Origin of the sequence: Roseivirga spongicola (assembly GCF_034376045.1) — a bacterium.
Lineage (GTDB): Bacteria > Bacteroidota > Bacteroidia > Cytophagales > Cyclobacteriaceae > Roseivirga > Roseivirga spongicola.
On sequence record NZ_CP139724.1, the window covers coordinates 3,646,451 to 3,668,493 of the forward strand.

Here is a 22,043-nt window from a genome sequence, read left to right on the forward strand (position 1 = left end):
TTAAAGTAATTCAGCTTCATGAAAGCATTGGTTTGTCACTCCTTCGGTCTACCTGAGAACCTTAAAATGGATGAGCTTGAAACTCCTCAAATTCAACCCAATCAGGTTCTAATTCAAGTGAAAGCCTGTGGTGTCAACTTTCCAGATACGCTCATCATTCAAAATAAATATCAATTCAAACCTGAACTACCTTTTGCCCCGGGTGGTGAAGTATCTGGTATAGCTGTTGAAGTAGGCCCTGAAGTGAACCACGTCAAAAAAGGTGATCGAGTTTTCGCGCTTACTGGTTGGGGTGGCTTTGCTGAATTTGTAGCCGCTGATGCTCACAAATGCTTGCCTGTTCCTGAGGGCATGGACTTTGTAACCGCTGCCACTACTATGTACAATTTTGGCACATCACTCTTCGCGCTTAAGCAAAGAGCTAACCTTCAGAATGGAGAAAAACTACTGGTTTTAGGTGCTTCTGGTGGTGTTGGGTTGGCAGCAGTTCAGATTGGCAAGCAGATGGGCGCTCATGTGGTGGCTGCTGCAAGTTCAAAAGAAAAGCTGGAAATTTGCCTGAAAGCCGGAGCTGATGAAGTCATCAACTACTCAGAACAAGATCTAAAGGAAACAGCAAAAGCCATGACGAATGGAGAAGGTTTCGATGTGATTTGTGACCCTGTTGGAGATCAATATGCTGAACCCGCAGTTCGTTCTCTCGCTTGGGGAGGCAGGTATTTGGTGGTGGGTTTTGCTGCTGGTTCTCCTTCTGCTATTAAAATGAACCTACCTTTGCTGAAAGGCGCCTCGATAGTTGGAGTATTCTGGGGCGCTTTTGCTCAGAAAGAACCCGCAGAAAACATGAGGAACTTTGAGCAGATTCTTCAGTGGATTCAGGAAGGAAAAGTGAAACAGCACATCTATAAAGAATATCCGTTAGAGCAAGGTGCTCAGGCTATTCGTGATCTGATGGATAGAAAGGTAATAGGTAAGAATGTGGTTATAATAGATTAAATGTTTTTGCTATCAAAAACTCGAACAATGAGTCTGGGTTAACCTTCAAAATAGCTAGGAACAATTGAGCAGGAATGACCTGCTTCTCAGAAATCGGCTTACCACATAAACCATGTCTTTCAGGCAGAGCTTCAGGCTATAAAATCCTAACTTGAACAAGTTCAATCAATCCTAATTCAGAAAGAAAATGGTTTTGAGTTAATTTTCACAGAATACTCCTTTAGGGAAATAAATTTGTCTGTGATAATAGGACATCAAGCCCTTTTTAACCAATTCATGAGTCGCGAAAAGCTCTTCAACTCCTCCCTCCTGATCTGATTTATAGATGACAACCTGACCTTCATTGGCATTTAAGTTAATAGCTCCAACCAACTCAGCGTTGTCCTTGTACTTCTGTTTGAGTTCTTTCAGCAAATTCTCAGTAAAACGATTAGTCTTTACTGCATCAATGTTCTCATCACCCTTATTTGGCTCAAAGCGTACGAAGTAATAGGTCGTCATTTCTACATCGGCTTCGTCTTTATGCCAAAGCGTGCAAAGCTTCCCTTCCATCAGATCGAACGGATAAACCTCTAGCTTAAAACGGCCAGCAGAAATTGCAGGATCAGAATTTAAAACTGCTTCCGTATCGGTCTTATTGGTATCGAATAGAAAAATACCTCCCCCATTATAAAACGGACCTGCAGCAATCATCTTCTGCTCTTTCACTAGCCGATTGATATTAGCAATATGTCCTGACTGAAGGCTATCGACTTGCTCTTTGGGTAGTTCAGCTCGGTCAGGATTCGTGTTCAGGAAAACGAAGGTATATCTACCATCACCATACTGAGCCTGTAATTGAGCAGCAACCATTAGGAACAGAGCGAGGAAGGTCAATTTGAGTTTCATATCGATGAATTAAGAATGAATGAAATTAGCAATAAAGTCCGAGGACGATAGCTGGAAGATAGAAATTTCGTCTACCCTTCAAATCGTAGGTCAAATTGAAACGCAACACCTTTTACGCTCAGACGTCTCCTGAAAGGGACTCTGAGCATCTTAAAGCATCATCAGAGTCCACTGCATGAGACTCTGATAGTGTTGGGAATCAACTGGTCTGACCACTTGGAGTGGTCTGACCAGTGAAACGCGCACAGTTGAACTTGCCAGCTTCCACCCTAGTTGAAGCGTCTCGCTTCGACTAATACTCAGACTATTTGAGTGTTGTCACCAAAACCCAGCTTCCAGATGACATCACTGAATAAGCGATAAATGAAGCCTGGCCGATCCCTCGATTCCTCGGGATGAGAAAGAGCTTGAACAAAACTAGGAGCCTTACAACAGTGAAAGTAGGAAGCCAGCCTTCAAGTAGAGAACTTCTCTACCACACCAAGCTCACTCAGGCACCTCCAGAAAGAGACACGCTCCTCGCTTAGAGTCTCCTGAAAGGGACTCTGAGCATCTTAAAGCATCATCAGAGTCCACTGCGCGAGACTCGGATGGAGATGGGAATCAACTGGTCTGACCACTTGGAGTGGTCTGACCAGTGAGACGCGCCTCAGTTGAACTTGTCAGCTTCCAACCTAGTTGAAGCGTCTCGCTTCGACTAATACTCTAGGTTGATTGGGTTTTGTCACCAGAATCCAGCTTAAGAGTGACAACACTGCTTGAGCAATAAATAAAGCCTGGCCGATCCCTCGATTCCTCGGGATGAAAAAGAGCTTGAACAAAGCTCACAGCTCTATATCTACATAGTGAAAGTAGTTAGCCAGCCTTCGATTAGAGAACTTCGTACAATTCTAACATTTATAGCTCCTCACCCAAAAACCTCCTAAAAGGGACATTTACCTCGCTCAGACGTCTCCTTAAAGGGACTCTGAGCATCTTAAAGCATCATCAGAATCCATTGCGTGTGACTCTGATGGGGATGAGAATCTTATGAGGACAGGGAGGTAAACGCTTAGTTCATCAAAAGGTAAAGCCTAATTCACATTAGTTAAATTTAAAATCGCTCTTTGTAAACCATTACATCCTTATCTTTGGGCAAATTTCAAGTCATGAGAAAATTTCTTACTCTTTCGCTTCTAGTATTGTTCTCTATTTCTCTAACCTCAAGCAGTTTCTTCTGGGGACAAATTGGACATAGAACAGTTGGTCATATCGCTGATGGTATGTTAAGCAAAAAGGCGCAGAAAAATGTGAAACGTGTTCTTGGCAGCGAAACACTGGCTGAGGTAAGCACATGGATGGATGAAGTAAGATCGGACAGGGCTTACGATTATGCCAACACTTGGCATTACTGCACAATCCCCGATGGAATGACTTATGAAGAAGCTCCTGAGCAAGAAGGTGGCGATGTAATCAAAGCGATAGAAACCATCACTGCCGAGCTTAAGGCAGGGGACTTATCGGCCGAAGAGGAGGCTACAAAACTGAAGTTTCTAGTTCATTTGATTGGCGACATTCACCAACCTCTTCATGTTGGGAATGGTGAAGATCGTGGTGGAAACGATGTTAAAGTTGAATATTTCGGAAGCAGCACTAACCTGCATAGCGTTTGGGATAGTCGCATGATCGATGGCAAACAATTGAGCTACACAGAGTTTGCAGATTGGGTAAATCACCCGAGTTCAAGTCAGATAAAAGATTGGCAGTCTGCAACCGTAAGAGAATGGGCTTATGAGTCTATGTCTTATAGAGACCAAGTGTATGATGTTCCGGAAAATGGAAGATTGAGCTATCAATATGGCTATAAGTATTTCGACATCATCAAGTTAAGAGTCCTTCAGGCTGGAGTTAGATTGGCAGGAGTTATCAACGACATTTACGGATAATCTAAGCCTGAGCTTCTGAACTAGCGGCATCTACAGGAGTGGTTCTATGTTTTTTTGTGAAAAGATAGAGCCACAATATTCTCGATAGTTTAAAGTTCGGAAATAAGAAAATAAGCATTACAGCTGTAATTATGGCCATCATGAGGTCTACAGACATTTCTATTCCTAAAACCCTGATAGCAACAAAAGTAGCGATTGCCTCAGCCGTAGTAATACCGTAACTCACAAACATGGCTCCGAAAAAATAGCCTGGTTCACGTTCAAATTTGAAATTGCAATGAGGACAATTCTCATGCATCTTTGGCCCCTGAAGCTTCAGAATATTTCCATTTGACTCAAAAATCTTTCCTTCTTCACATTTAGGGCATTTGCCTTTTACCATTGAGTTGAACCTACCCATCTCCTTTTCAATTTATTGCAAAGTTAGAATCATGTAGAAAACAAAGCTGTTACAATACACTCTAATACTAGCACAATTAAGACATTTTCCATTAATTGTAGTATGGAGAATATCCCAATATTACACCTCGATCAATTCTTGCTTAGTGGAGGAAATGGAGTTTACATTAATGACCTAAAAACACATCTTTTAGATCATCATAATAAGATTTCACACCCACACAAGCACAACTTTTATTTGAATGTACTTTTTACTCATGGCGAAGGAATTCACGAAATAGACTTCAATGAATTTGAAGTAAAACCTGGGAGTTTTTTTGTTATGGCACCTGGTCAGGTACATCATTGGGAGCTTTCAGATGATGTAAAAGGCTTTGTTTTTCTTCATTCAAAAGAGTTTTTCATGTTAAGAGATAGTGAATTCGAGTTAGATGAGTTTCCTTTTTTCTATTCAAAACAGAATACTCCAGAAATAGTGTTAGACGGAGAAGCGTTTAGTTCGGTGCACGATCTATGTCACAACTTGCTACAAGAGTACAAAGCAAGCCATGAGTATAAAGCGCTGAAAATTCACTCCCTTATAACTCTTGTATATATAGCATTGACACGGGCTTACAGCCCGACAAATCATAAGGTGAAAAGGAACTCGCATTATGACAGCACAATTAGGACTTTAGAACACTTAGTGGAAATCTCTTACAAAGATGAAAAAGGACCATCATATTATGCCGACCAACTCAACATAACCTTAAAGCATCTCAATAGAATCTGCAATCACGTTTTAGGCACATCAGTAAGTCAAGTAATTACCGCTAGGGTATTGTTAGAGGCAAAACGCTTATTGATGTTTAGAGATTTAAGCATTGCAGAAGTAGCTAACCAGTTGGGCTATTCTGACTACTCCTATTTCTCTAGGCTCTTTAAAAAACACACCACCCAAACGCCACAGCAGTTTCGGAAAGGGTATATTCAGTAATCATCATTTCAAGAGACACGATCATCCTACTAACAAGCCACTAATCAATTAGAAAACCAATATTCATTAATGAAATCACTATATTCCTAACATGAACTCACAAATAACATTTATGCCTAAATGGGCGGTTGGTACTTTACTAAGCTTTGCCCTTCTCCTATTTATATTTGGAATTAGCCAGAGTCTGACATTCGATAATGCTCCAGCAGTCTTTATTCTAGCCTTTGCCTGTTTCCTGCCTTGCTACATTGCGCTTTTCATGGATATAGCCAAACGTAGACTTCCTTACCATTGGGGAATGTTAATGCTCTTTCTGCCATTTCTTGGACCTTATATTTATTTCTTAAGTCAAAGTCATTTGAACAAATAAGCCAATTGATGCATAGGAGATTAATCATTGCCCTAATTCTCAGTCTATCTATTAAGTTATCCTTTGCCACAAGTCAAGCTTCAGAGTTGATTATATATAATGGTGATACGTTGGAAATGCTTTCTTTACCATTAGATCCCTATTTAGGTGAACTAGATAAAAGAAATGAGAAATATCCCTTCCTTAAAGAGATGTGTTCCACTGGGTTGTGGAGAGGATATCAAGGGTTGTGGAAAATTGAAAACAATGAATTATTTCTTATTGATGTATTCCAATGTGCCGACAAAGAAAAAAGCATCTTCCGTAAACTATTTAACACTGATTTCCCTATAAAAGCTAATTGGTACTCCGGCAACCTTTTTATTCAGCATGGAGAAGTAATAAAGTATAATCATACGGGATTCTCAAGATTCTATGAAGAAGAAACAGTTCTGGAAATCGACAAAGGAAATCAAGTTGATCAGAGTCACTTTATAAATGGATATAGACCAGATGACAACAACTTTTCAAATCACCCAGACTCTATAATAACTAAAGTTTTTAATCGAATTGATTGGAAGAAGTTTCCTGAACTATCAAAGGAATACTGCCTATATGCAGGCATAAAATTAGGCCAAAAAGATAGTCTATATATAATCAAAGCTAAAGCTCCAGAGGCATATGTTAATGAGATTAGAACAATATTCAATGAATTCCCAAAACTCAAAAAATTCTATTCTCGTGGTAAACCTTTGAATGAAGTTTATTCTTTCCGAATCATTTTCAGCGAAGAGTCAAGAAAAAGATATAGCAAGAAGTAGCGATGCTAGTGCATAACTCATCCTTGGACAGTCTGAATTTCTCATCCAGAAAAGTATACTAGATGAGGGCAAAGTAGCAACTTATTAAGTCTATCTATTTTCAACAGATCTTTATCTATTTATTGGAAAAAGAAAGTGACTTATCAGTTAGCAGGCGGTACATTAAAACTGCAGCTCTTTTAGTCTGCATTGGCAAGGTTCTTAGATCTCCAGCTTCATTGACAGTATGACCTTGAGTTCCGCCCATTCCCATTCCATCAATGCCCATTTTAATTCCAAAAGCTGTAAATGATATATCTGCTGCACCAGCGTCTGCAGGGTTTACAGGAGTAACCTCTCCAAAGCCTAAATCTTGACTCACCTGACTGAATTGCTTTAGAAGTTCATAATTGCCATCAGTTGGGGCAAAAGGCGGATAACCATCACTGAAAGTGATTGTTGCTTCAGTTTGGGGCAAATGCTCTGAAACTATGCGTTTCATCACTTCCTGTGCCCTCTTGTACTGTTCCTCACTGATACAGCGAATATCACCATTCACAATAGCAGATTCGGCTACTACGTTGGTCTTTCCAAAAGCAGTCCCAGAATTGGTTTTGTCATTGTAGCTAATATCGGTTCCACCTACAATATTCCCTGGGTTAAAGGTTAAAAACTCTTCTCCTGACAGTTCTTCATAGAATTGATAAAGAATTCGAGAAGCCTCATAGATGGCACCTGCCCCAATGTTCGGTTTAAAGATTTGAGACGAATGTGAAGGAACACCCTTCACCTCTAGTGTCCAACCAGATGAACTTCTACGGGCTACATTCGCTGTCTTTGGATTGCCATCACCGTTTTCAAACCCAAGCGCAATATCAGCCCATTCCGCAGCCTTTTTCAACTCCGCTTTAGAAAGGTCAAGTGGCCTGCCGCTGAGTTCTTCATCACCTGTCATCACCACCCAAATGTTCATGTCTTTCAGTAGACCAGCCTCATTTAATGCAGCTAAGGACTGAAGAATAATTACATCTCCACCTTTCATATCGGCAATTCCAGGCCCTTTGATAGTATTTTCATCAACCTGTTCCCATTGCTGGAATGGGCTATCTGGTTCAAATACGGTATCTAAATGACCAATCATTAAAATCTTCGGCCCTTTTCCTCCTTCAATTTTGGCCACCAAATGCCCAGCGCGGTTCCATGAGCTTCCATCAATAAAACTGGCATCCATTCCAATTGCTTCAAATTTCGGAATTAGAACATCCGCCACTTGTCTCACTCCATCAAAATTCATGGTGCCAGAATTGATGTTAATAAGCTCTTTAAGTAAGTCTAATGCTTCAGAGTTATGCTCATCTACCCAAGAAGAAAGCTTTTTTTCGGTACGATCGAGTTGAGCATTGGCCTGAAATGAGACGAAAAGAACAAGTAAACAGATGATTTTGGTAAAGACACCAAAATTGGCTTGAGTCAGTTTCATAGATGAATGTTTAATTCAAGTATACTGAAGAAATACAACACTAGAAAGTGATGCTGTTTGGGATGTTAAACTGACCTATCAATGTAATCTGGCATATACTTCTCCCAATAGCTATCGGGATTGCTTAGTATAGGAAAAACTAATCATTTACATCCCGAGGGAACGAGGCATCGGCCAAAAAGTTAGAGGCAAGATTTCTCCCTTGAATCAAAGAAACTTCTAAAAAACATTCACCACAAAGAGCCAGGCCATCCAAGCAGAAGCTATTAATTTCAGGAGTGTTCCTGCCAAGAAACCAACAAAGGAACCGAAGGCAGACCTGAGTGCGGCTTTATTGGTAGTCTTGCCAGTACTCATTTCTCCCAAAAAGGCGCCTACAAACGGACCGATAATAATTCCGAATGGAGGAAAAAAGAACAAACCAACCAACAATCCGATGGTGCTGCCCCACACTCCTCTTTTAGTTCCTCCGAATTTCTTGGTTCCATAAATGGGTACAACGTAATCTAGCGCTGTAACAGCTGCAGTAATGAAAGCCCAAAGCCAAAGAGTGTCTGAATCAAAAGGCGACTTCTCTGTCCATTGAAGTAGTAATAATGCCAAAAAACTGATTGGCGGACCAGGCAGGATTGGCAAAAAACATCCTCCAATACCTACAATGACACAAATGAAACCGAGAATGATTAAAAGAATATCCATGGTTGTTGTTTTGACCTAATTTAAAGATGCACAAAACTTTGATTTGTTACACCTTAGTACAAGTCAATGGTCGATAGTCCATTGTCGATGGATGGATTTTTAGGCTAAAAAATTTTCCAAATCATGAGCATGCCGAATGATCTACTCATGAACATAGACGGGCTGATCCCTCGGTTCCTCGGGATGAAAAAAGAAACAGAATATTGAGAGTTAAGGAATCTTGGAATTTGAGGTTTGACTTTTGTTATTTACCAATAGATATGGACATCAAGGCTCAACTCACCAAAGAACATAGCAAAGAGAATAAAGACTTAATAGTTGAACACCTATTAAATAACCCTAGTGAAATTGATGCTTTGATGGATCAATTCTTTAGCTCAAATCACATAATGGTGCAGAGAGCTGCCTGGGTAGTTGGAACTTTAGGTGATAAACAAGCAGAACTAATCAAGCCTTTCTTCCCTAGAATGGTTAAAGCAATTAGGCAAACAGACTGTATTGTGGCTGTTAAAAGAAATGTTCTTAGAGTTTTACAATTCCAAAATGTAGATGAGAGTCTCTGGGGAGAATTGTATGATGTATGTATAAGATTCCTTGAAGACAATAACGAACCAGTAGCCGTAAAAGTCTTCTCTATGTCTACTGCCTACAATGTTGTAAAACAAGTTCCTGAATTAAAACACGAACTCATGGGAGCCATAGAGCAAATTATTCCAGAAGGTACAGCGGGTGAAAAAAATAGAGGGCAAAAAATACTTAATGCCCTCTCTAAACTTTAGTTTTCTCCTGAGTACTTTGCTTTTACATACTCTGGAAAGGTTTTCTTAAACTTCTTCACCTTAGGAACAGCCACTTGAATTATGTATGGATTCCCAGGATTGAGTTCATAATAGTTTTGGTGATAATCTTCGGCTAGCCAGAACTCTTCAAATGCTTCAACCTCAGTCACTATAGACTTCGAATACTTTCCAGAGGCGTCTAGCTTTTTAATTGTATTCTCTGTTGCCGATTTCTGAGCGGCATCATGATAGTACACAACTGGCCTGTACTGCTTACCAATATCAGGGCCTTGACCATTAGCTTGTATAGGGTTGTGAGCTACAAAGAATATATCTAGCAATTCCTGATAAGTAATAACCTGAGGATCATAATAGATCTGAACTGCTTCAGCATGTTCAGTCTTACCATAACTTACCTCATAGTAAGTTGGGTTTTGTTCAGGCCCACCTGTATAGCCAGAAACCACATCTCTTACTCCCTTAACTCTTTCAAACACTGCTTCTGTACACCAGAAGCATCCACCAGCAAATGTGGCCACCTCTTCTCCTGCTCCTTTCGCCTTGTTCAAATTAACCAACTGAGAGCCTTCACTCTGACCAAAGCAAGCACTTACTGATAGAAGTAGCATTGCAGAAACCAGAATAGAATAAATATCTCGCATAATCATTTTTTACGTTCGCTTTGATAACGCCCTCAGTAAGTCAAAGGTTTTTAGAGGTGGTCAGCCAGCCTACTTTTTAGATCGGCCGGTGAGTAATTGACTGACTTTAAGGTCTTGTTATCGGAAGATCTATATACCAAGAAATGCCCGTCAGACTCTTCTATGTAGCTCTCTGTACCATCCTTGTCTAAATAGAATTTCTGAGTAGCTTCTGCCTCTTCCATGGTTTTACAAGTTTTACTCATGTTTGAGCGCTGAACCTCATCGAATAACTCTTTGAATTTATCTGCAAGGCCAAACTCTAAAATGGCTCCACTTAGAACATACTGAATATCACAAAGTGCATCGGCTACTTCAACCAAGTCCTTATCATTAATGGCTTCTTCAAGTTCCTTTAGTTCTTCAGCAATTAAAGAAACCCTCAGTTTACACCTATCTTCTGAAGGTATTTGAGGTGAACTGAGTATAGGATGTTTAAAAGTCTTGTGAAATTCTGCTACGCTATTAAGTGCTTTTGGTTCTTCCATAATTCAATAAAAAAAGCCTGAAATTTAGTTTCAGGCCAATGTTAATCAATAATTCTTTTGCGCTGGAATTAGTTATCGTCTTTTTTGAATTTAGGAGGCTCCTCTCCTTTTGGCACAAAGATTAAAGCATCTGAGTTAATGCAATACCTTAAACCAGTTGGTTCCGGCCCGTCTTCAAAAACGTGTCCCAAATGTGAACCACTTTTACTATCTACTACTTCCCAACGCACCATACCAAGAGAGGTATCTTTCTTCAGCTCTATTGCGCTATCCGATACTGGTTTCCAAAAAGCTGGCCAACCAGAGTATGAGTTATATTTGGTCTCACTAGAGAAAACTGGCTGCAATGAAGCAGCAGAATAGTAAGTTCCTTCTTTATAAAACTTATCGTATTTACCACCTCGTGGTTCGGTGCCCTGCTCTCTTAAAACATAATATTGCTTAGGTGTCAGCCTCTGCTTCCATTCTTCCTCAGTCAACTGAATTTCATATTTCTCCTTCTTCTTAGGGTCTTGATCTTGAAACGCCTTAGATCGCTTAGTTGCGAAAATGCTAGAAATTAGAATTATAACTAAACCTGATATTAAAATGATCTTTGCTTTCATGAATAGCTTTTGTTTGCCTAACTAGATTTACGTACAAAAGGTTTGACTCGGTTTTCCGAATTAGGAGAATTGTCTTCCGAGCGATGTTTTGGTATATAAATCGCTCGAAGTATCATCATTAGAATGGGTTTTCACAGGGTGAAAATAGATGGACGGTACCTTTTTCTTTTTCCATGGCGCCACAATTCCTAAAGCCTTTTTAGACAATTGATCTGACTTAAATTGAGCTTGAGCATGTAATGGTTTATCCTTATCATAAAGAACAACGGAATGCCCATTCCCTTTCAGTACACGTTTTAACTCTTGATAAGCATGCGTTTGATCTGCCTTGTCATACTCATTAATATAGTCGAAAGAGAACAATGCATCAATAGACTCTTCAGCAAAAGGCAAGTTGGCATTATCACAGAGAATCAACAAGGTATTATCTTTCATCTCTGCTTTTATGGCTCTAAGTCGGTCTAAAGAAAAATCTATATGCAAATATTGATTAAAATGGGTATTGAAAACGAGGTTATGTAAAGCGTCTACATCATGAGTTACAGCACTTAGAAAACAGTCTCCAGATCTAGGCAAAAGGCCTTTAAGTTCACTCAGCTGCTCGTTAGAAAGAGGCTTACTGCGCATTTGCTTTAAACCTACGTGTGAATTATCTCCTTTCTTAAGAGGCTTAAACTCTGTATAAAAAGCTTCAACAGTTTGCTGAGTCACTCTTAGAAGAGGATTCTTTGTTCTGTTCTTCGCGGTAACTGCAGTATCTTTTCTCAGCAGAACAATATCGTCTACAATCGGATAGAAATAGGTTTGATTTTCAGTAATTAACCCTTGCTCCAAGCTAATTTCTACTTGTATTCCTGGGTGAAAATAAAGTTCACCATTAGAAATTTTCTGATTGACAATAGAAAGCTCCTCTGGTGACATAAGTCTGAGTGACTTACCAGAAATTGGACATACAAAAGAAGATGTATTTATACTCTCTAACACAATACTACTTACACGCAATAATTCTACGGTTGTGGGAACAATAACCCTACCAAGCAGAAAAATCGATCAAAAATGAGCAAATAAGAGGAAGTGGCAAAAAGAATAATCCCATTTTGGGACTGATATACCAAAAAAAAACCGACTTGGGAGTCGGTTTACTTTTTCATTACTAAGGCAGACTTGCTGGCCCTAAGAGCACTACTATACATAAGCTCTTTGCTAACCTCGCTAAGGTCGTTTACATACTTTCTCAATCTAGCTGTGGTTTCGCTAGAACGTAACTGAATTTTCTCTTCAGCATACTTAAGGATCTTTCCTCCTATTTCTTTAGACTTTGTCATTTCCATATTCTTAAAAGTTCAACCATAATTTTTAGTAAAGATTACTACAAGTTCTGATTGCTGAGTTGAGACTACAGTTTAAACGTTTCAGAAGAGATTCTGTTTGCCGTTTAACTCATTTAATATACAAATTACAAAGTGTTAACCCTCACTTGATTTTTATCAAAGGTTTATCAACTGCCTTTTTTCCCTGAATTGACGAATAATGCTTTGTATATCTGGTGTCTCCGGATAGAGATGGATAATGTCCTTAATGTTATCTATGTTCTCAATTGCAATTGATGTTTCCGCATAACCATAGCCTTGATACTTGCCTTGCTCCACCAATACCAGCGAAACTTCATTGACATCTCGCCCCTTTCCTACTAAACAGAAGGAGTCTCCTACTGCGTCCAAGTCTTTAAGCGCATTAGCGAATCGCTCATTTAGCCCCATCTCACTTGAACTATCGTAAGAATATCCATGATAATTTAGTAAGGAGGCCGGAAGACCACAATGCTCTGGGTTCAACCCGAATTGCTTTACAAATTGAATAAGAAAGCTCCTCGCTTTATCGAACGAAGGGAATGCTTTAATGGGCTTCAGGCCCCTTTGAACCTTTCCAACCGATATTCTATTTACCCCGCTCCCATCTACATAATGATAGAGGCCGAACTTCGCTGTCGGAAATTTCTGTGCTTTATTAAACTTGGGGAATAGCCTTTTGATCTCATATGACTCTTTGAGGAACGCTATTAATTCATCACCACAAATCTCGAATGAAACATCGTGGATCTTATCTTTTAGCTGTTGCTTGAATATTACATCTGTACTAGAAAAGTGATTTCGAACTCTTCTCTTAATATTATTGGCCTTTCCTACATAAAGCACCTTTCCGTGCTCATCGTGAAAGTAGTAGATTCCAGTAACTTCAGGCAGCTCTTCAAACACCTGACGGTTTAAGTTAGGTGGCAAATCGGCCTCTTTGCTATTCTTTTTCAGAAAGAATTCAATTTCCCCATTCTCCTTTTCTAGAATAAGATCCATCAATTCGGCAGTCGCTCTCGCATCGCCCATAGCCCTATGCCGTGCCGAATTTTCAATACCGAAATGCTCTCCTAAACGACCTAAACTATACGACTTAAGGCCGGGAAATACCTTTCGGGTTAAGCGGACCGTACAAAGCTTTGGCAAGTTTAAATTGCCGCCTAGGTCTTGAAACTCTTTTTTTATAAATGAATAGTCGAAATTGACATTATGAGCTACAAATATGTTTCCTTCTAGCATCTGATGTACCTCTTTAGCTACTTCGAAAAAGCGAGGTGCATCTTCTACCATTTCATTACTTATACCCGTTAACGCAGTGATATTAGATGGAATGTATGACTCAGGATTGAGCAAGGTTTGGTATTCATCTACCACCCTTTTACCGTCATGAATGAGTATGGCTATTTCAGTAATTTTTCCGTGCGCTGCCGAGCTCCCCGTAGTTTCAATATCCACAATAGCGTACATAGATTGAAATTAAGTAACAATTCGTATTTTATGCCAGTATGAGTCAAAAATGGGTAAAAAAAGCATCGGGAGAAATTGTAGAATTCGATGAAAACAAACTTAGGCAATCACTTTTTAATTCTGGCGCTTCAGAAGAATTGATCGGCACAATTACCTATAAAATTCTCAATGAACTAGATGAGACCACTTCGACCAGAAGTATTTATAAAAAAGCGTATCAATTATTGAGAAGCTCTAGCCAAAAGTTGGCAGGTAAATACAAGTTGAAGAACGCCATTTTAGAACTTGGCCCATCTGGATATCCTTTCGAGCACTTTGTAGGTCAACTACTCGCCTATCAAGGATATGACGTTGAGGTTGGTATTGAAGTTCAGGGAAAATGCTTAAAACATGAAGTTGATATTTTTGCTCATACTGATAACCATCTAATTGTTGGAGAATGCAAACATCACAGAAATGCTGGCTATAAGTCGGATGTTAAAATCCCTCTATATGTGCACTCTAGGTACAACGACATTGTAAATGGACTACGATCTTCCGGTGAAAAGAGAGACTCTGAATGCTGGATAATCATAAACACCCGATTTACTTCTGATGCCGAACAGTATGGCCAATGCTATGGTCTAAAGCTAGTTTCTTGGGATTACCCTAAAAAAGGAAGTCTCAGAGAACGCATTGAGCTTTCTGGTCTATATCCTATCACTTGTCTATTTTCACTTACAAAAAAGGAAAAACAAGTATTGATGGAGGAGGACATTGTGCTATGCCAGCAGTTAAGCAAGAACCCAGAACTTCTCGGGCCTATAGACCCAAGAAAGCATCAGAAGGTTTTAGCCGAATGCGAGGAAATCTGCTCTGCTAGTTTTTGAAAATTCTAACCACATAACTTAGCACAACCACTAAGATACATCCGAAGGCATTGTACCATAAGTATCCCATAGTTAGTGCCCCTGCAATTCCTTGCACATTGAGATAGTGCACCCCAATTACAGCAAACTGGCTAATAATAGCCGCAATAAACACTGCATTGCTTTTAATGGATTTGAAGAAGAATGCCACTACAAAGATTCCGAGCACTATAGGGTAAAATAATGAGCCTATTAGGTTTACTGCTTGAATTAAGTTCTCAAAAAGGTTAAGTGTCGAAGCAAAAATGATGGCCAATACTCCCCATGCTAAGGTGAACAGCTTGGAGTTTTTTAGGTATGTGGCATCACTAGCATTTTTATTGACCGTTCGCTTATAGAAATCTATGGTTGTGGTTGATCCCAAGGCATTCAATTCTGATGAAGTAGATGACATGGCTGCTGAAAAGATTACCGCAAACAATAAACCTACTATACCCACCGGCATGGTATTCATCACAAAGTTCATGAAGATGTAATCTTTGTCATTGGTTTCCCTCTCCGGCAAAGCCTGACTTATCAGTGATTTTGCTTCTTCGCGAAGCTCATCAGACTCATTCTGGAGTCTATTTAGCTCATGCCTACTGGTTTCAATGAGTGTCTCACTGTTAGAGTCTACAGCTTCATTCAAGTCTTTTACTACCTGCAGTTTCTCATTGAAGATTTCTTGATATTCAGACTCCATACTGAGAAAGTCTTGACCAAACTCTTCGTTAGCCACAACCTCTTCCCTAATGGTATCATTGAAGAAAATTGGTGGTTGATTGTACTGATAGTAAACAAAGACCATAACCCCTATGAATAGAATTACGAACTGCATTGGCACTTTAAGCAATCCATTCATCATAAGCCCCATACGGCTTTCTTTCAAGGTTCTGCCTGATAAATAGCGTTGTACCTGCGACTGGTCTGTGCCGAAATAAGACAAAAAGAGAAAAACAGCACCAGTCATTCCCGACCAAAAACTATATCTGTCCTGAAGGTCGAATTCAAAATTGACAATGTTCAATTTCCCCATTTTTCCAGCAACATGCATGGCATCTTTGAAACCCACACCATCTGGCAATGACATTACCACGAGAACACCAGCTACAATCATTCCTCCCATCATTACAGCCATTTGTTGCTTCTGAGTTTGCGTAACGGCTTTTGTCCCACCAGATACTGTGTAAAGAATAACCAAAACACCAATTACGATTGTTGTCAGTTGCAATGGCCAACCAAGCAAAGCACTAAGAATAATAGATGGAGCATAGATTGTAATACCAGCTGCTAAACCTCTCTGAATTAGAAAGATAAATGCAGCAAGTAATCTAGTCTTTAAGTCGAACCTGCCCTCTAGATATTCATAGGCAGTATAAATCTTAGCTTTGTAATATAATGGTAGAAAGAAGATCGAAATGATGATCATGGCTACGGGTAAACCGAAGTAGAATTGCACAAATCGCATTCCATCGGTATAAGCCTGACCAGGAGTAGAAAGAAAGGTAATTGCACTTGCCTGAGTTGCCATAATAGAAAGGCCTATCACCCACCATTTACTGTCATTTCCACCTCTTAAATATCCGTCTACTGTGTTTTCGCCTCGAGTTTTCCAGATTCCATAGGCCACAATGAAAATGAGTGTACCAAAGAGTACAATCCAATCTATACTAGTCATGAATAACTAACTGTAATGAGGTAAAACAAAGAGATACATACAGCTAAGACAAATAAAACGAAACCGTATACGCCTGCCCAGCTATTAAAAAATAAGAATCTGACTTTTTCCTCTTCAGGATTTTCTTCCTTCATACTACTTGTTTTCAACAGAATTCAACGAGGTTGAATTAGGCTTATCTTGACCTAGTGAAATCATATTCGTGAAAATTCTAAATGCCCCAGGGACTCCAGCAGGTAGTTCTCTGAACCATGAATAGCCCGAATATACAAAATAACCTTCGCCATACTTGGTCACTAGTAAACCACCATTCTTTGGTGATTCTCCCGGATCGTTAGCAGACAAAATTGCCGTATATCTTTCATCCCACTGGTTCGGAAAGTATAGTCCCCTTTCTTGAACCCAGCCTTCAAAGTCTTTTGAGGTGATCTTATTTGGACCATCAATAATTGGATGGTCTGGGGCTAAAATTCTAACCTCAGCCTCTTCTTTAGTAACTCTATCTCTTGAGATACTAAAAGAATAAGGACCAATAGGTGGCTGATTGCTCATTGAAGTGTTGTATTGAGCGATTAATGTTCCTCCCTCCTTAACATAATCCATCAACTCAGGCTGAATCACACGCATTCTATCAATGGTGTTGTAGGCTCGAACACCGATGATGACTGCATCATAATCTGCAATTGACTCTGTGGTGATATTCTCTGGGTCTAGAAGCGTAACATTATAACCGATTTGCTCTAAGGCTTCTGGAACAGCATCGCCAGAACCCATGATATACCCAACAAACTGTCCTTTTCTCTTCAAATCTAGCTTTACAATCTTGGCCTGGCTTTCAGGAAAAATAGTTTGGGTAGGAATATATCCGTAATCAATAATCTTTAGCCCTTTATTGTAGGTTTTCCCTTCATAGGTTACTTGTGCTTTCGCAAAACCTTCAGAAGCTCCTGCAGGTGGTAATACTTGGAATTCGGCTCTATACTCACCACCCTTTTTGGCAATACTATAGTCTAACGATTCAGGGCTCACTTTCCATCCCGCAGGAAGAGACAAACTCACTTTGCCAGAAACATCATCTTTACCTGCGATGACAGTTACATCAATTTGTTTGGTTTCATTGTCTGGGAAAATTAGCACGGACTGTTGCGTATTCACGAATACAGGTGGTGTAATCACAAATGGGCGATATACCTCTCCATCGACTCTGTCATTGGTTTTATGAACCACAGGAACCGAAAAACTGTAAGGCTTTCCTTCAACCTTGAAATTAAACGTAGCCTCAATAGTTGGTGAGTTCTCTGGTAAACCGCGCATACGCTGATTTTCGACAGTATACATTCCCAATGAAGCTTCTTTTTCTAACCAATAAGGTTGAGAAATTTTATTCTCTCTTAGTACCAAATCAGCAGCTACATCGAAGCGTTCATTGTTTTTAAGAGGCTGGTAAGGCTTTAAAACCACATCGTAACCATCGAAGCTGATTGTTTCTAATTCTACATTTGCATCAGACCGATTTATAGCTTCACCATAAATATTGAGTGTTTGACCGTTAACCGCAGAGTAATCGCTAGCGACAAGCTCCACATAAAGGCCTAGGGCTCCTTTTATGATTCCATCCAGTTCTGCACCTTTTACTTCTCTCCAGTACTCGTCTTTTAATGCACTAATTTTCTCTCTAATCACTAACAACTCAGCTACACTAGCTGACGGATTCTGTATATCGAAGTTTTCATTGGCCTTTTTAATTAACTCACCAATTTCTTTTCCTCCTTCCACACGAGCCCAAGTCTGATCAATATTTTCGAACACATCATTCTTTGGAAGATCTCCTTTCCAATGTCTCAAATACTCAGGGATATTACCTCTTCTGCCCGTACTTCCGAATCCTTGAGATTTATGCTGACTTCTGCTTAAGGCTGAAATTTCATCGTATGACTTACCAAGTAGCGGGTTGTATTGATTTAAGTCTATTGCAAAATATCCTGGCTGATCTTCATGGCTTGAAGTAAACCTTCCTCCAAAGTTGTAAGTGTTCCAATAGAGTCCTTTGGGTTGCCAAGTGTCTACGTATTTCAATTGTTCAGGAAAAACCTTAGGGTCGGCTGCAATATCAAAAGCTCGTTGAGCCAGAATTGCTGAAGCAGTATGGTGGCCGTGCATTCTTCCACTATTATCGCGGGTGGTATCAAAACGAGTAATAATTACATCAGGTCTAAACCTTCTGATGTTCCAAACTACATCGCTAAGCACATCTTCTCCTTCCCAAATTTCGAATGTCTCATCAGGATTTTTAGAATACCCAAAGTCATTCGCTCTGGTAAAGAACTGCTCACCACCATCAGTTCTACGTGCTGCCAATAGTTCTTGGGTTCGGATTATGCCCAGTAGCTCTCTGATTTCCGTACCTACCAAGTTTTGACCACCATCTCCCCTTGTCATAGCCAAGTATGCAGTTCTGAGCTTCTTTTCATTAGCCATGTAAGCAATTAGCCTAGTATTCTCATCATCTGGATGAGCGGCCAAGTACATTACTGAACCAAGTACCTCTAGTTTGTTCAGTGCTTGCTTTAGTTCAGCCGCATTGGGTTTTTCAGGTGCCTGAGCGTATAAAATTGATGTGAAACAGAAAAGTAGTAGTGCGCCAGTTACGCGCGTAGTGAGTCTCATAGAATTAGGTTTGATGCCTTTAGTACGGAAGTAAAAATAGGAAGTTATAAAAAATCCACCGCTGGCAGTTTTGCTAACGGTGGATTAAGCTATGTTTTGAATCCCTATATGGCAGCTAATGCCGCCTCATAGTCAGGTTCTTGGCCAACTTCTGGTACTTGTTCGGTATAAATGACATTGCCCTTTTTATCTAGCACAATGATAACTCGGGAGTCTAGGCCTTCAAAAACACCATCTACTATTTTTAACCCCATGTCTTCAGCAAATTGTGGCACTTTGAAATCTGAAGCTACGGTTACATTTTCGATACCCTCAGCACCACAAAAACGATTCAACGCAAACGGTAGATCTTTAGAAATACAAAGCACGGCAGTATCGTCCATGTTAGCGGCTTCTTTGTTGAAGTTTCGAACAGAAGTAGCACAAACCGAAGTATCTACACTTGGAAAAATATTCAAGATTAGGTTTTTGCCCTTGAAATCCGAGAGGCTTACAGGAGCCATATCATTCTTTACAAAAGTGTAATTATTTAAGGTAGTACCAACTGCAGGAAGCGTTCCATTGGTATTAGTTTCATTACCTCCTAAGGTGATTTTAGCCATAATTCTTTTTGATTAAAGTTATGTGGTTTCAACCCAAGTTAGTCCATTATGTTCAAAAAATAAGGCCTGCCCGAATTGGGCAGACCCTGATCAAAACTCAAAACAACATTTATCTTCTGAAGTAGACGGTGTTACAAAAATCTACCAGTCCACTATTGTCTAATCTATCTTCTACTGAGTAACTCAAAACTACGTCTCCATAGTCTATTCTTCCTGTCCCCTGTATGACATATCCATCTATTACTTGTCTAGGAATTGTGAGTCTATCACCGTAAACCTCGGCAAATACCTCTACATCTATTCCGTAGAAGTTACGGATGTAGACTACACTACTGTGGGGATCTCCATCTTTTAGTATTCTAACATTATACTTGGTGAGTAAATCGTAAGTTTCGCTGTATTCCTCTACACTAAACCTTCCTGTGAAGTTGTCTCTAGAATCGTATGGAACCTCTACAACCCATACATCACAACTACTCAAAAAAACTATGACCGATAAAATGAGTAAACCTTTTTTCATATTGACCTCCTTTGGTTGATGTTACTACCCATTTTCCCAAAATGATGCCAAAAATGAAAAGACATAAAAAAAGCCTCACAATAAGAGGCTTCAAATATTTGATTTTCAGTATTTTAACTAAGCAATATTTGTATATACTGCTTGCACATCATCATCGTCTTCTAGCTTGTCGAGCATCTTTTCAATCTCTTCTAGCTGCTCATCGTTAAATTCTACTGGTGAGGTAGCGAATCTTTTAAGTGCTGCATTCTTCACTTCAATATTCAGACCTTCTAAGCCTTCTTGCATTGAACCAAACTTGGTGTAATCTGCATAAGCATAAACCGTAGTAGTACCTTCTTCTTCGTCTGTATGAGAATCGATTTCCTCAAGTCCAGCATCGATTAACTCAAGCTCTAATTCTTCAAGATCCATTTCTTCAGTTTTCTCAAACTCAAAAACAGCCTTTCTAGAGAACATAAACTCTAGCGAACCATTAGGCACTAAACCGCCACCAGCTTTATTGAAGTATGACTTAACATTGGCTACAGTTCTGTTTTGATTATCTGTAGCACATTCTACAAATACCAAAACCCCGTGAGGACCCTTTCCCTCATAATTGATTTCTACGTAGGCCTCAACATCTTTGCTAGTAGCCCTTTTAATAGCCGCATCGATATTGTCTTTGGGCATGTTCTGCGCTTTGGCGTTTTGGATAGCCGTACGCAGCGAAGCATTCATATCAGGATCTCCTCCACCTTCTTTGGCGGCCATAGTAATGGCTTTAGCCAGTTTTGGAAATATGCGGGACATCTTATCCCAACGTTTCATTTTGGCGGCTTTCCGATATTCAAATGCTCTTCCCATATTAAATTAATTTTCTCGCTGCAAAAATAAGAAGTCCCTTCAAATGGCAATCAGAAGGTTTAAAAATGTTCACTAGCTATTGGTTGCCACGCTGGTAACGATTATCGAAGAAGTAATGGCTATCATTATAGCTGCTTGAATTTCTCTGATACTCTTATTAATGACCTGGCTTACCTTCATGTCTTTGGTAACTTCTTTTATCTTTCTATTAATGGCTTTGTAGTCATCTTTGTCTCTAAAAGCCTCTTTGGTTAGGTCTGTGGCATCTATTAAACTCAAGAGCATCAGATCGTGAGGGTCTATGGTAGACTCAGAGCTTAAAACATCGTCTAAACGCTTTCTTACTTTGTTCTCAGGAGTCAGATCTGAGGTTGGATATTTTTCATATGGAATAATCCAAAGCACCTTATGCTCTTCTTTTTTGAGAATCCCCTTGTTAATCAGCCTTTGTAAAGTGTCGTTTTTAATCTCGGAAGATTTCCTTGCCAGAGATTGAATTGACTTTTTTAAGGTAGGACTGTCTTGTTCTCTAATCACATCGATCATTTTGTTAACCGACATTTCTGGTTCATAGGTATCGTCTCGAAGTATCAATTTTTCACCTTCTACCTGAATCTTTCCTCGCAGTGCAAGTTCCAATAGCACCGCACCAGCAAAACCGTAATGCAAACGTGTTGAATCAATTACAAACTTGCCCCTATCATCATCTAAAGCAAGTAATAAATATTCTTCCAGCAGATTTAATTTCATGAGTTTTTGAGTATGATTCCGAAGATACCAAAAGCTTAAAGCAATCGATCATTTTAATATTAAAATGAATATGATTCCGAGAAATATTACCATAAAAAGTTTTTGATAAGTATATTCATAGATCATTATTACAAGAACGGGCTAAGCAATGCTGTTACTCCGGATAAATCAGCCTCTAGATAACCCACA

General features: G+C 39.6%; 22 protein-coding genes. 6 read left to right on the plus strand and 16 right to left on the minus strand.

Translation table 11 applies throughout. The annotated features are described in order from the left end of the window. Positions 1-18: 18 nt before the first annotated feature. Positions 19-996 (plus strand): NADPH:quinone oxidoreductase family protein, encoded by a 978-nt coding sequence (locus T7867_RS16260; protein ID WP_068221983.1) that lies wholly within the window; start codon positions 19-21, stop codon positions 994-996. A gap of 198 nt (positions 997-1,194) precedes the next feature. Here T7867_RS16260 and T7867_RS16265 read toward each other — a convergent pair whose 3' ends face one another. Next, complete coding sequence (locus T7867_RS16265) at positions 1,195-1,884, minus strand: YciI family protein (protein WP_068221981.1); 690 nt, start codon at positions 1,882-1,884, stop codon at positions 1,195-1,197. Positions 1,885-3,032: 1,148 nt separating this feature from the next. Here T7867_RS16265 and T7867_RS16270 point away from each other — a divergent pair. Beyond that, positions 3,033-3,809 carry a S1/P1 nuclease gene (locus tag T7867_RS16270; protein ID WP_068221979.1) on the plus strand — a complete coding sequence of 259 codons (777 nt, stop codon included), beginning with the start codon at positions 3,033-3,035 and terminating at the stop codon, positions 3,807-3,809. A gap of 1 nt (position 3,810) precedes the next feature. Here the strand turns inward: T7867_RS16270 and T7867_RS16275 are convergent, their stop codons facing one another. After that, the gene (locus tag T7867_RS16275) at positions 3,811-4,209 is read right to left on the minus strand and encodes a DUF983 domain-containing protein (protein WP_068221978.1); all 399 of its coding nucleotides are present in this window, start codon (positions 4,207-4,209) and stop codon (positions 3,811-3,813) included. A gap of 102 nt (positions 4,210-4,311) precedes the next feature. Here T7867_RS16275 and T7867_RS16280 point away from each other — a divergent pair, with 102 nt between their 5' ends. Further along, positions 4,312-5,184, plus strand: a complete 873-nt coding sequence (locus tag T7867_RS16280) for an AraC family transcriptional regulator (protein WP_068221976.1) — start codon at positions 4,312-4,314, stop codon at positions 5,182-5,184. A 291-nt stretch (positions 5,185-5,475) separates the two neighbouring features. Beyond that, positions 5,476-6,354, plus strand: coding sequence for a hypothetical protein (locus tag T7867_RS16285; RefSeq protein ID WP_157717655.1), 879 nt, complete (start codon positions 5,476-5,478; stop codon positions 6,352-6,354). 115 nt (positions 6,355-6,469) lie between these two features. Here T7867_RS16285 and T7867_RS16290 read toward each other — a convergent pair whose 3' ends face one another. Both T7867_RS16290 and T7867_RS16295 read right to left on the minus strand, forming a co-directional pair. Further along, the gene (locus T7867_RS16290; protein WP_068221970.1) at positions 6,470-7,813 is read right to left on the minus strand and encodes a M20/M25/M40 family metallo-hydrolase; all 1,344 of its coding nucleotides are present in this window, start codon (positions 7,811-7,813) and stop codon (positions 6,470-6,472) included. A gap of 219 nt (positions 7,814-8,032) precedes the next feature. Then, complete coding sequence (locus T7867_RS16295; RefSeq protein ID WP_068221968.1) at positions 8,033-8,512, minus strand: DUF456 domain-containing protein; 480 nt, start codon at positions 8,510-8,512, stop codon at positions 8,033-8,035. A 260-nt stretch (positions 8,513-8,772) separates the two neighbouring features. Between T7867_RS16295 and T7867_RS16300 the strand changes: the two genes are divergently transcribed. Beyond that, positions 8,773-9,291 carry a hypothetical protein gene (locus tag T7867_RS16300; RefSeq protein WP_322299563.1) on the plus strand — a complete coding sequence of 173 codons (519 nt, stop codon included), beginning with the start codon at positions 8,773-8,775 and terminating at the stop codon, positions 9,289-9,291. Here T7867_RS16300 and msrA read toward each other — a convergent pair. The 6 genes from msrA to T7867_RS16330 all read right to left on the minus strand — a co-directional run bounded on the left by msrA (position 9,288) and on the right by T7867_RS16330 (position 13,904). Then, positions 9,288-9,953, minus strand: a complete 666-nt coding sequence (msrA, locus tag T7867_RS16305; protein WP_322299564.1) for a peptide-methionine (S)-S-oxide reductase MsrA — start codon at positions 9,951-9,953, stop codon at positions 9,288-9,290. The two genes, T7867_RS16300 and msrA, sit on opposite strands and share 4 nt — an antisense overlap. Before the next feature lie 50 nt (positions 9,954-10,003). Further along, complete coding sequence (locus T7867_RS16310; RefSeq protein WP_068221964.1) at positions 10,004-10,480, minus strand: pyrophosphohydrolase domain-containing protein; 477 nt, start codon at positions 10,478-10,480, stop codon at positions 10,004-10,006. Positions 10,481-10,548: 68 nt separating this feature from the next. Beyond that, positions 10,549-11,085, minus strand: coding sequence for a peptide-methionine (R)-S-oxide reductase MsrB (gene msrB, locus T7867_RS16315; RefSeq protein WP_322299565.1), 537 nt, complete (start codon positions 11,083-11,085; stop codon positions 10,549-10,551). Positions 11,086-11,145: 60 nt separating this feature from the next. Continuing rightward, positions 11,146-12,006: a class I SAM-dependent methyltransferase gene (locus T7867_RS16320; RefSeq protein ID WP_322299566.1), complete on the minus strand. Its 861-nt coding sequence runs from the start codon at positions 12,004-12,006 to the stop codon at positions 11,146-11,148. Positions 12,007-12,224: 218 nt separating this feature from the next. After that, positions 12,225-12,410: a hypothetical protein gene (locus T7867_RS16325; protein ID WP_157717654.1), complete on the minus strand. Its 186-nt coding sequence runs from the start codon at positions 12,408-12,410 to the stop codon at positions 12,225-12,227. A 162-nt stretch (positions 12,411-12,572) separates the two neighbouring features. Beyond that, positions 12,573-13,904 carry an exonuclease domain-containing protein gene (locus T7867_RS16330; protein ID WP_322299567.1) on the minus strand — a complete coding sequence of 444 codons (1,332 nt, stop codon included), beginning with the start codon at positions 13,902-13,904 and terminating at the stop codon, positions 12,573-12,575. A 38-nt stretch (positions 13,905-13,942) separates the two neighbouring features. Between T7867_RS16330 and T7867_RS16335 the strand changes: the two genes are divergently transcribed. Beyond that, complete coding sequence (locus T7867_RS16335; RefSeq protein ID WP_322299568.1) at positions 13,943-14,773, plus strand: restriction endonuclease; 831 nt, start codon at positions 13,943-13,945, stop codon at positions 14,771-14,773. Here T7867_RS16335 and T7867_RS16340 read toward each other — a convergent pair. The 6 genes from T7867_RS16340 to T7867_RS16365 form a co-directional block, all read right to left on the minus strand. After that, positions 14,763-16,469 carry a sodium:solute symporter gene (locus T7867_RS16340; RefSeq protein ID WP_322299569.1) on the minus strand — a complete coding sequence of 569 codons (1,707 nt, stop codon included), beginning with the start codon at positions 16,467-16,469 and terminating at the stop codon, positions 14,763-14,765. The two genes, T7867_RS16335 and T7867_RS16340, sit on opposite strands and share 11 nt — an antisense overlap. Before the next feature lie 135 nt (positions 16,470-16,604). Then, entirely contained in the window at positions 16,605-19,136 is a 2,532-nt protein-coding gene (locus tag T7867_RS16345; RefSeq protein ID WP_068221953.1) for a PIG-L family deacetylase, read from the minus strand. 104 nt (positions 19,137-19,240) lie between these two features. Then, complete coding sequence (gene tpx / locus T7867_RS16350; protein ID WP_068221951.1) at positions 19,241-19,738, minus strand: thiol peroxidase; 498 nt, start codon at positions 19,736-19,738, stop codon at positions 19,241-19,243. A 109-nt stretch (positions 19,739-19,847) separates the two neighbouring features. Then, positions 19,848-20,258, minus strand: coding sequence for a hypothetical protein (locus T7867_RS16355; protein WP_068221949.1), 411 nt, complete (start codon positions 20,256-20,258; stop codon positions 19,848-19,850). A gap of 117 nt (positions 20,259-20,375) precedes the next feature. Next, entirely contained in the window at positions 20,376-21,104 is a 729-nt protein-coding gene (locus tag T7867_RS16360; protein WP_068221947.1) for a YebC/PmpR family DNA-binding transcriptional regulator, read from the minus strand. Positions 21,105-21,176: 72 nt separating this feature from the next. Then, positions 21,177-21,854: a GOLPH3/VPS74 family protein gene (locus tag T7867_RS16365; RefSeq protein ID WP_068221945.1), complete on the minus strand. Its 678-nt coding sequence runs from the start codon at positions 21,852-21,854 to the stop codon at positions 21,177-21,179. Between the last annotated feature and the right edge of the window lie 189 nt (positions 21,855-22,043).

Excerpts from the sequence above, each read along its gene's own strand:
- msrB (WP_322299565.1), bottom strand. The coding sequence starts at position 11,085 with ATGAAAGCAAAGATCATTTTAATATCAGGTTTAGTTATAATTCTAATT.
- T7867_RS16265 (WP_068221981.1), bottom strand. The coding sequence starts at position 1,884 with ATGAAACTCAAATTGACCTTCCTCGCTCTGTTCCTAATGGTTGCTGCT.
- tpx (WP_068221951.1), bottom strand. The coding sequence starts at position 19,738 with ATGGCTAAAATCACCTTAGGAGGTAATGAAACTAATACCAATGGAACG.
- msrA (WP_322299564.1), bottom strand. The coding sequence starts at position 9,953 with ATGCGAGATATTTATTCTATTCTGGTTTCTGCAATGCTACTTCTATCA.
- T7867_RS16355 (WP_068221949.1), bottom strand. The coding sequence starts at position 20,258 with ATGAAAAAAGGTTTACTCATTTTATCGGTCATAGTTTTTTTGAGTAGT.
- T7867_RS16300 (WP_322299563.1), top strand. The coding sequence starts at position 8,773 with ATGGACATCAAGGCTCAACTCACCAAAGAACATAGCAAAGAGAATAAA.
- T7867_RS16345 (WP_068221953.1), bottom strand. The coding sequence starts at position 19,136 with ATGAGACTCACTACGCGCGTAACTGGCGCACTACTACTTTTCTGTTTC.
- T7867_RS16340 (WP_322299569.1), bottom strand. The coding sequence starts at position 16,469 with ATGACTAGTATAGATTGGATTGTACTCTTTGGTACACTCATTTTCATT.
- T7867_RS16280 (WP_068221976.1), top strand. The coding sequence starts at position 4,312 with ATGGAGAATATCCCAATATTACACCTCGATCAATTCTTGCTTAGTGGA.
- T7867_RS16325 (WP_157717654.1), bottom strand. The coding sequence starts at position 12,410 with ATGACAAAGTCTAAAGAAATAGGAGGAAAGATCCTTAAGTATGCTGAA.
- T7867_RS16290 (WP_068221970.1), bottom strand. The coding sequence starts at position 7,813 with ATGAAACTGACTCAAGCCAATTTTGGTGTCTTTACCAAAATCATCTGT.
- T7867_RS16320 (WP_322299566.1), bottom strand. The coding sequence starts at position 12,006 with ATGTCACCAGAGGAGCTTTCTATTGTCAATCAGAAAATTTCTAATGGT.
- T7867_RS16310 (WP_068221964.1), bottom strand. The coding sequence starts at position 10,480 with ATGGAAGAACCAAAAGCACTTAATAGCGTAGCAGAATTTCACAAGACT.
- T7867_RS16275 (WP_068221978.1), bottom strand. The coding sequence starts at position 4,209 with ATGGGTAGGTTCAACTCAATGGTAAAAGGCAAATGCCCTAAATGTGAA.
- T7867_RS16335 (WP_322299568.1), top strand. The coding sequence starts at position 13,943 with ATGAGTCAAAAATGGGTAAAAAAAGCATCGGGAGAAATTGTAGAATTC.
- T7867_RS16260 (WP_068221983.1), top strand. The coding sequence starts at position 19 with ATGAAAGCATTGGTTTGTCACTCCTTCGGTCTACCTGAGAACCTTAAA.
- T7867_RS16360 (WP_068221947.1), bottom strand. The coding sequence starts at position 21,104 with ATGGGAAGAGCATTTGAATATCGGAAAGCCGCCAAAATGAAACGTTGG.
- T7867_RS16365 (WP_068221945.1), bottom strand. The coding sequence starts at position 21,854 with ATGAAATTAAATCTGCTGGAAGAATATTTATTACTTGCTTTAGATGAT.
- T7867_RS16330 (WP_322299567.1), bottom strand. The coding sequence starts at position 13,904 with ATGTACGCTATTGTGGATATTGAAACTACGGGGAGCTCGGCAGCGCAC.
- T7867_RS16270 (WP_068221979.1), top strand. The coding sequence starts at position 3,033 with ATGAGAAAATTTCTTACTCTTTCGCTTCTAGTATTGTTCTCTATTTCT.
- T7867_RS16295 (WP_068221968.1), bottom strand. The coding sequence starts at position 8,512 with ATGGATATTCTTTTAATCATTCTCGGTTTCATTTGTGTCATTGTAGGT.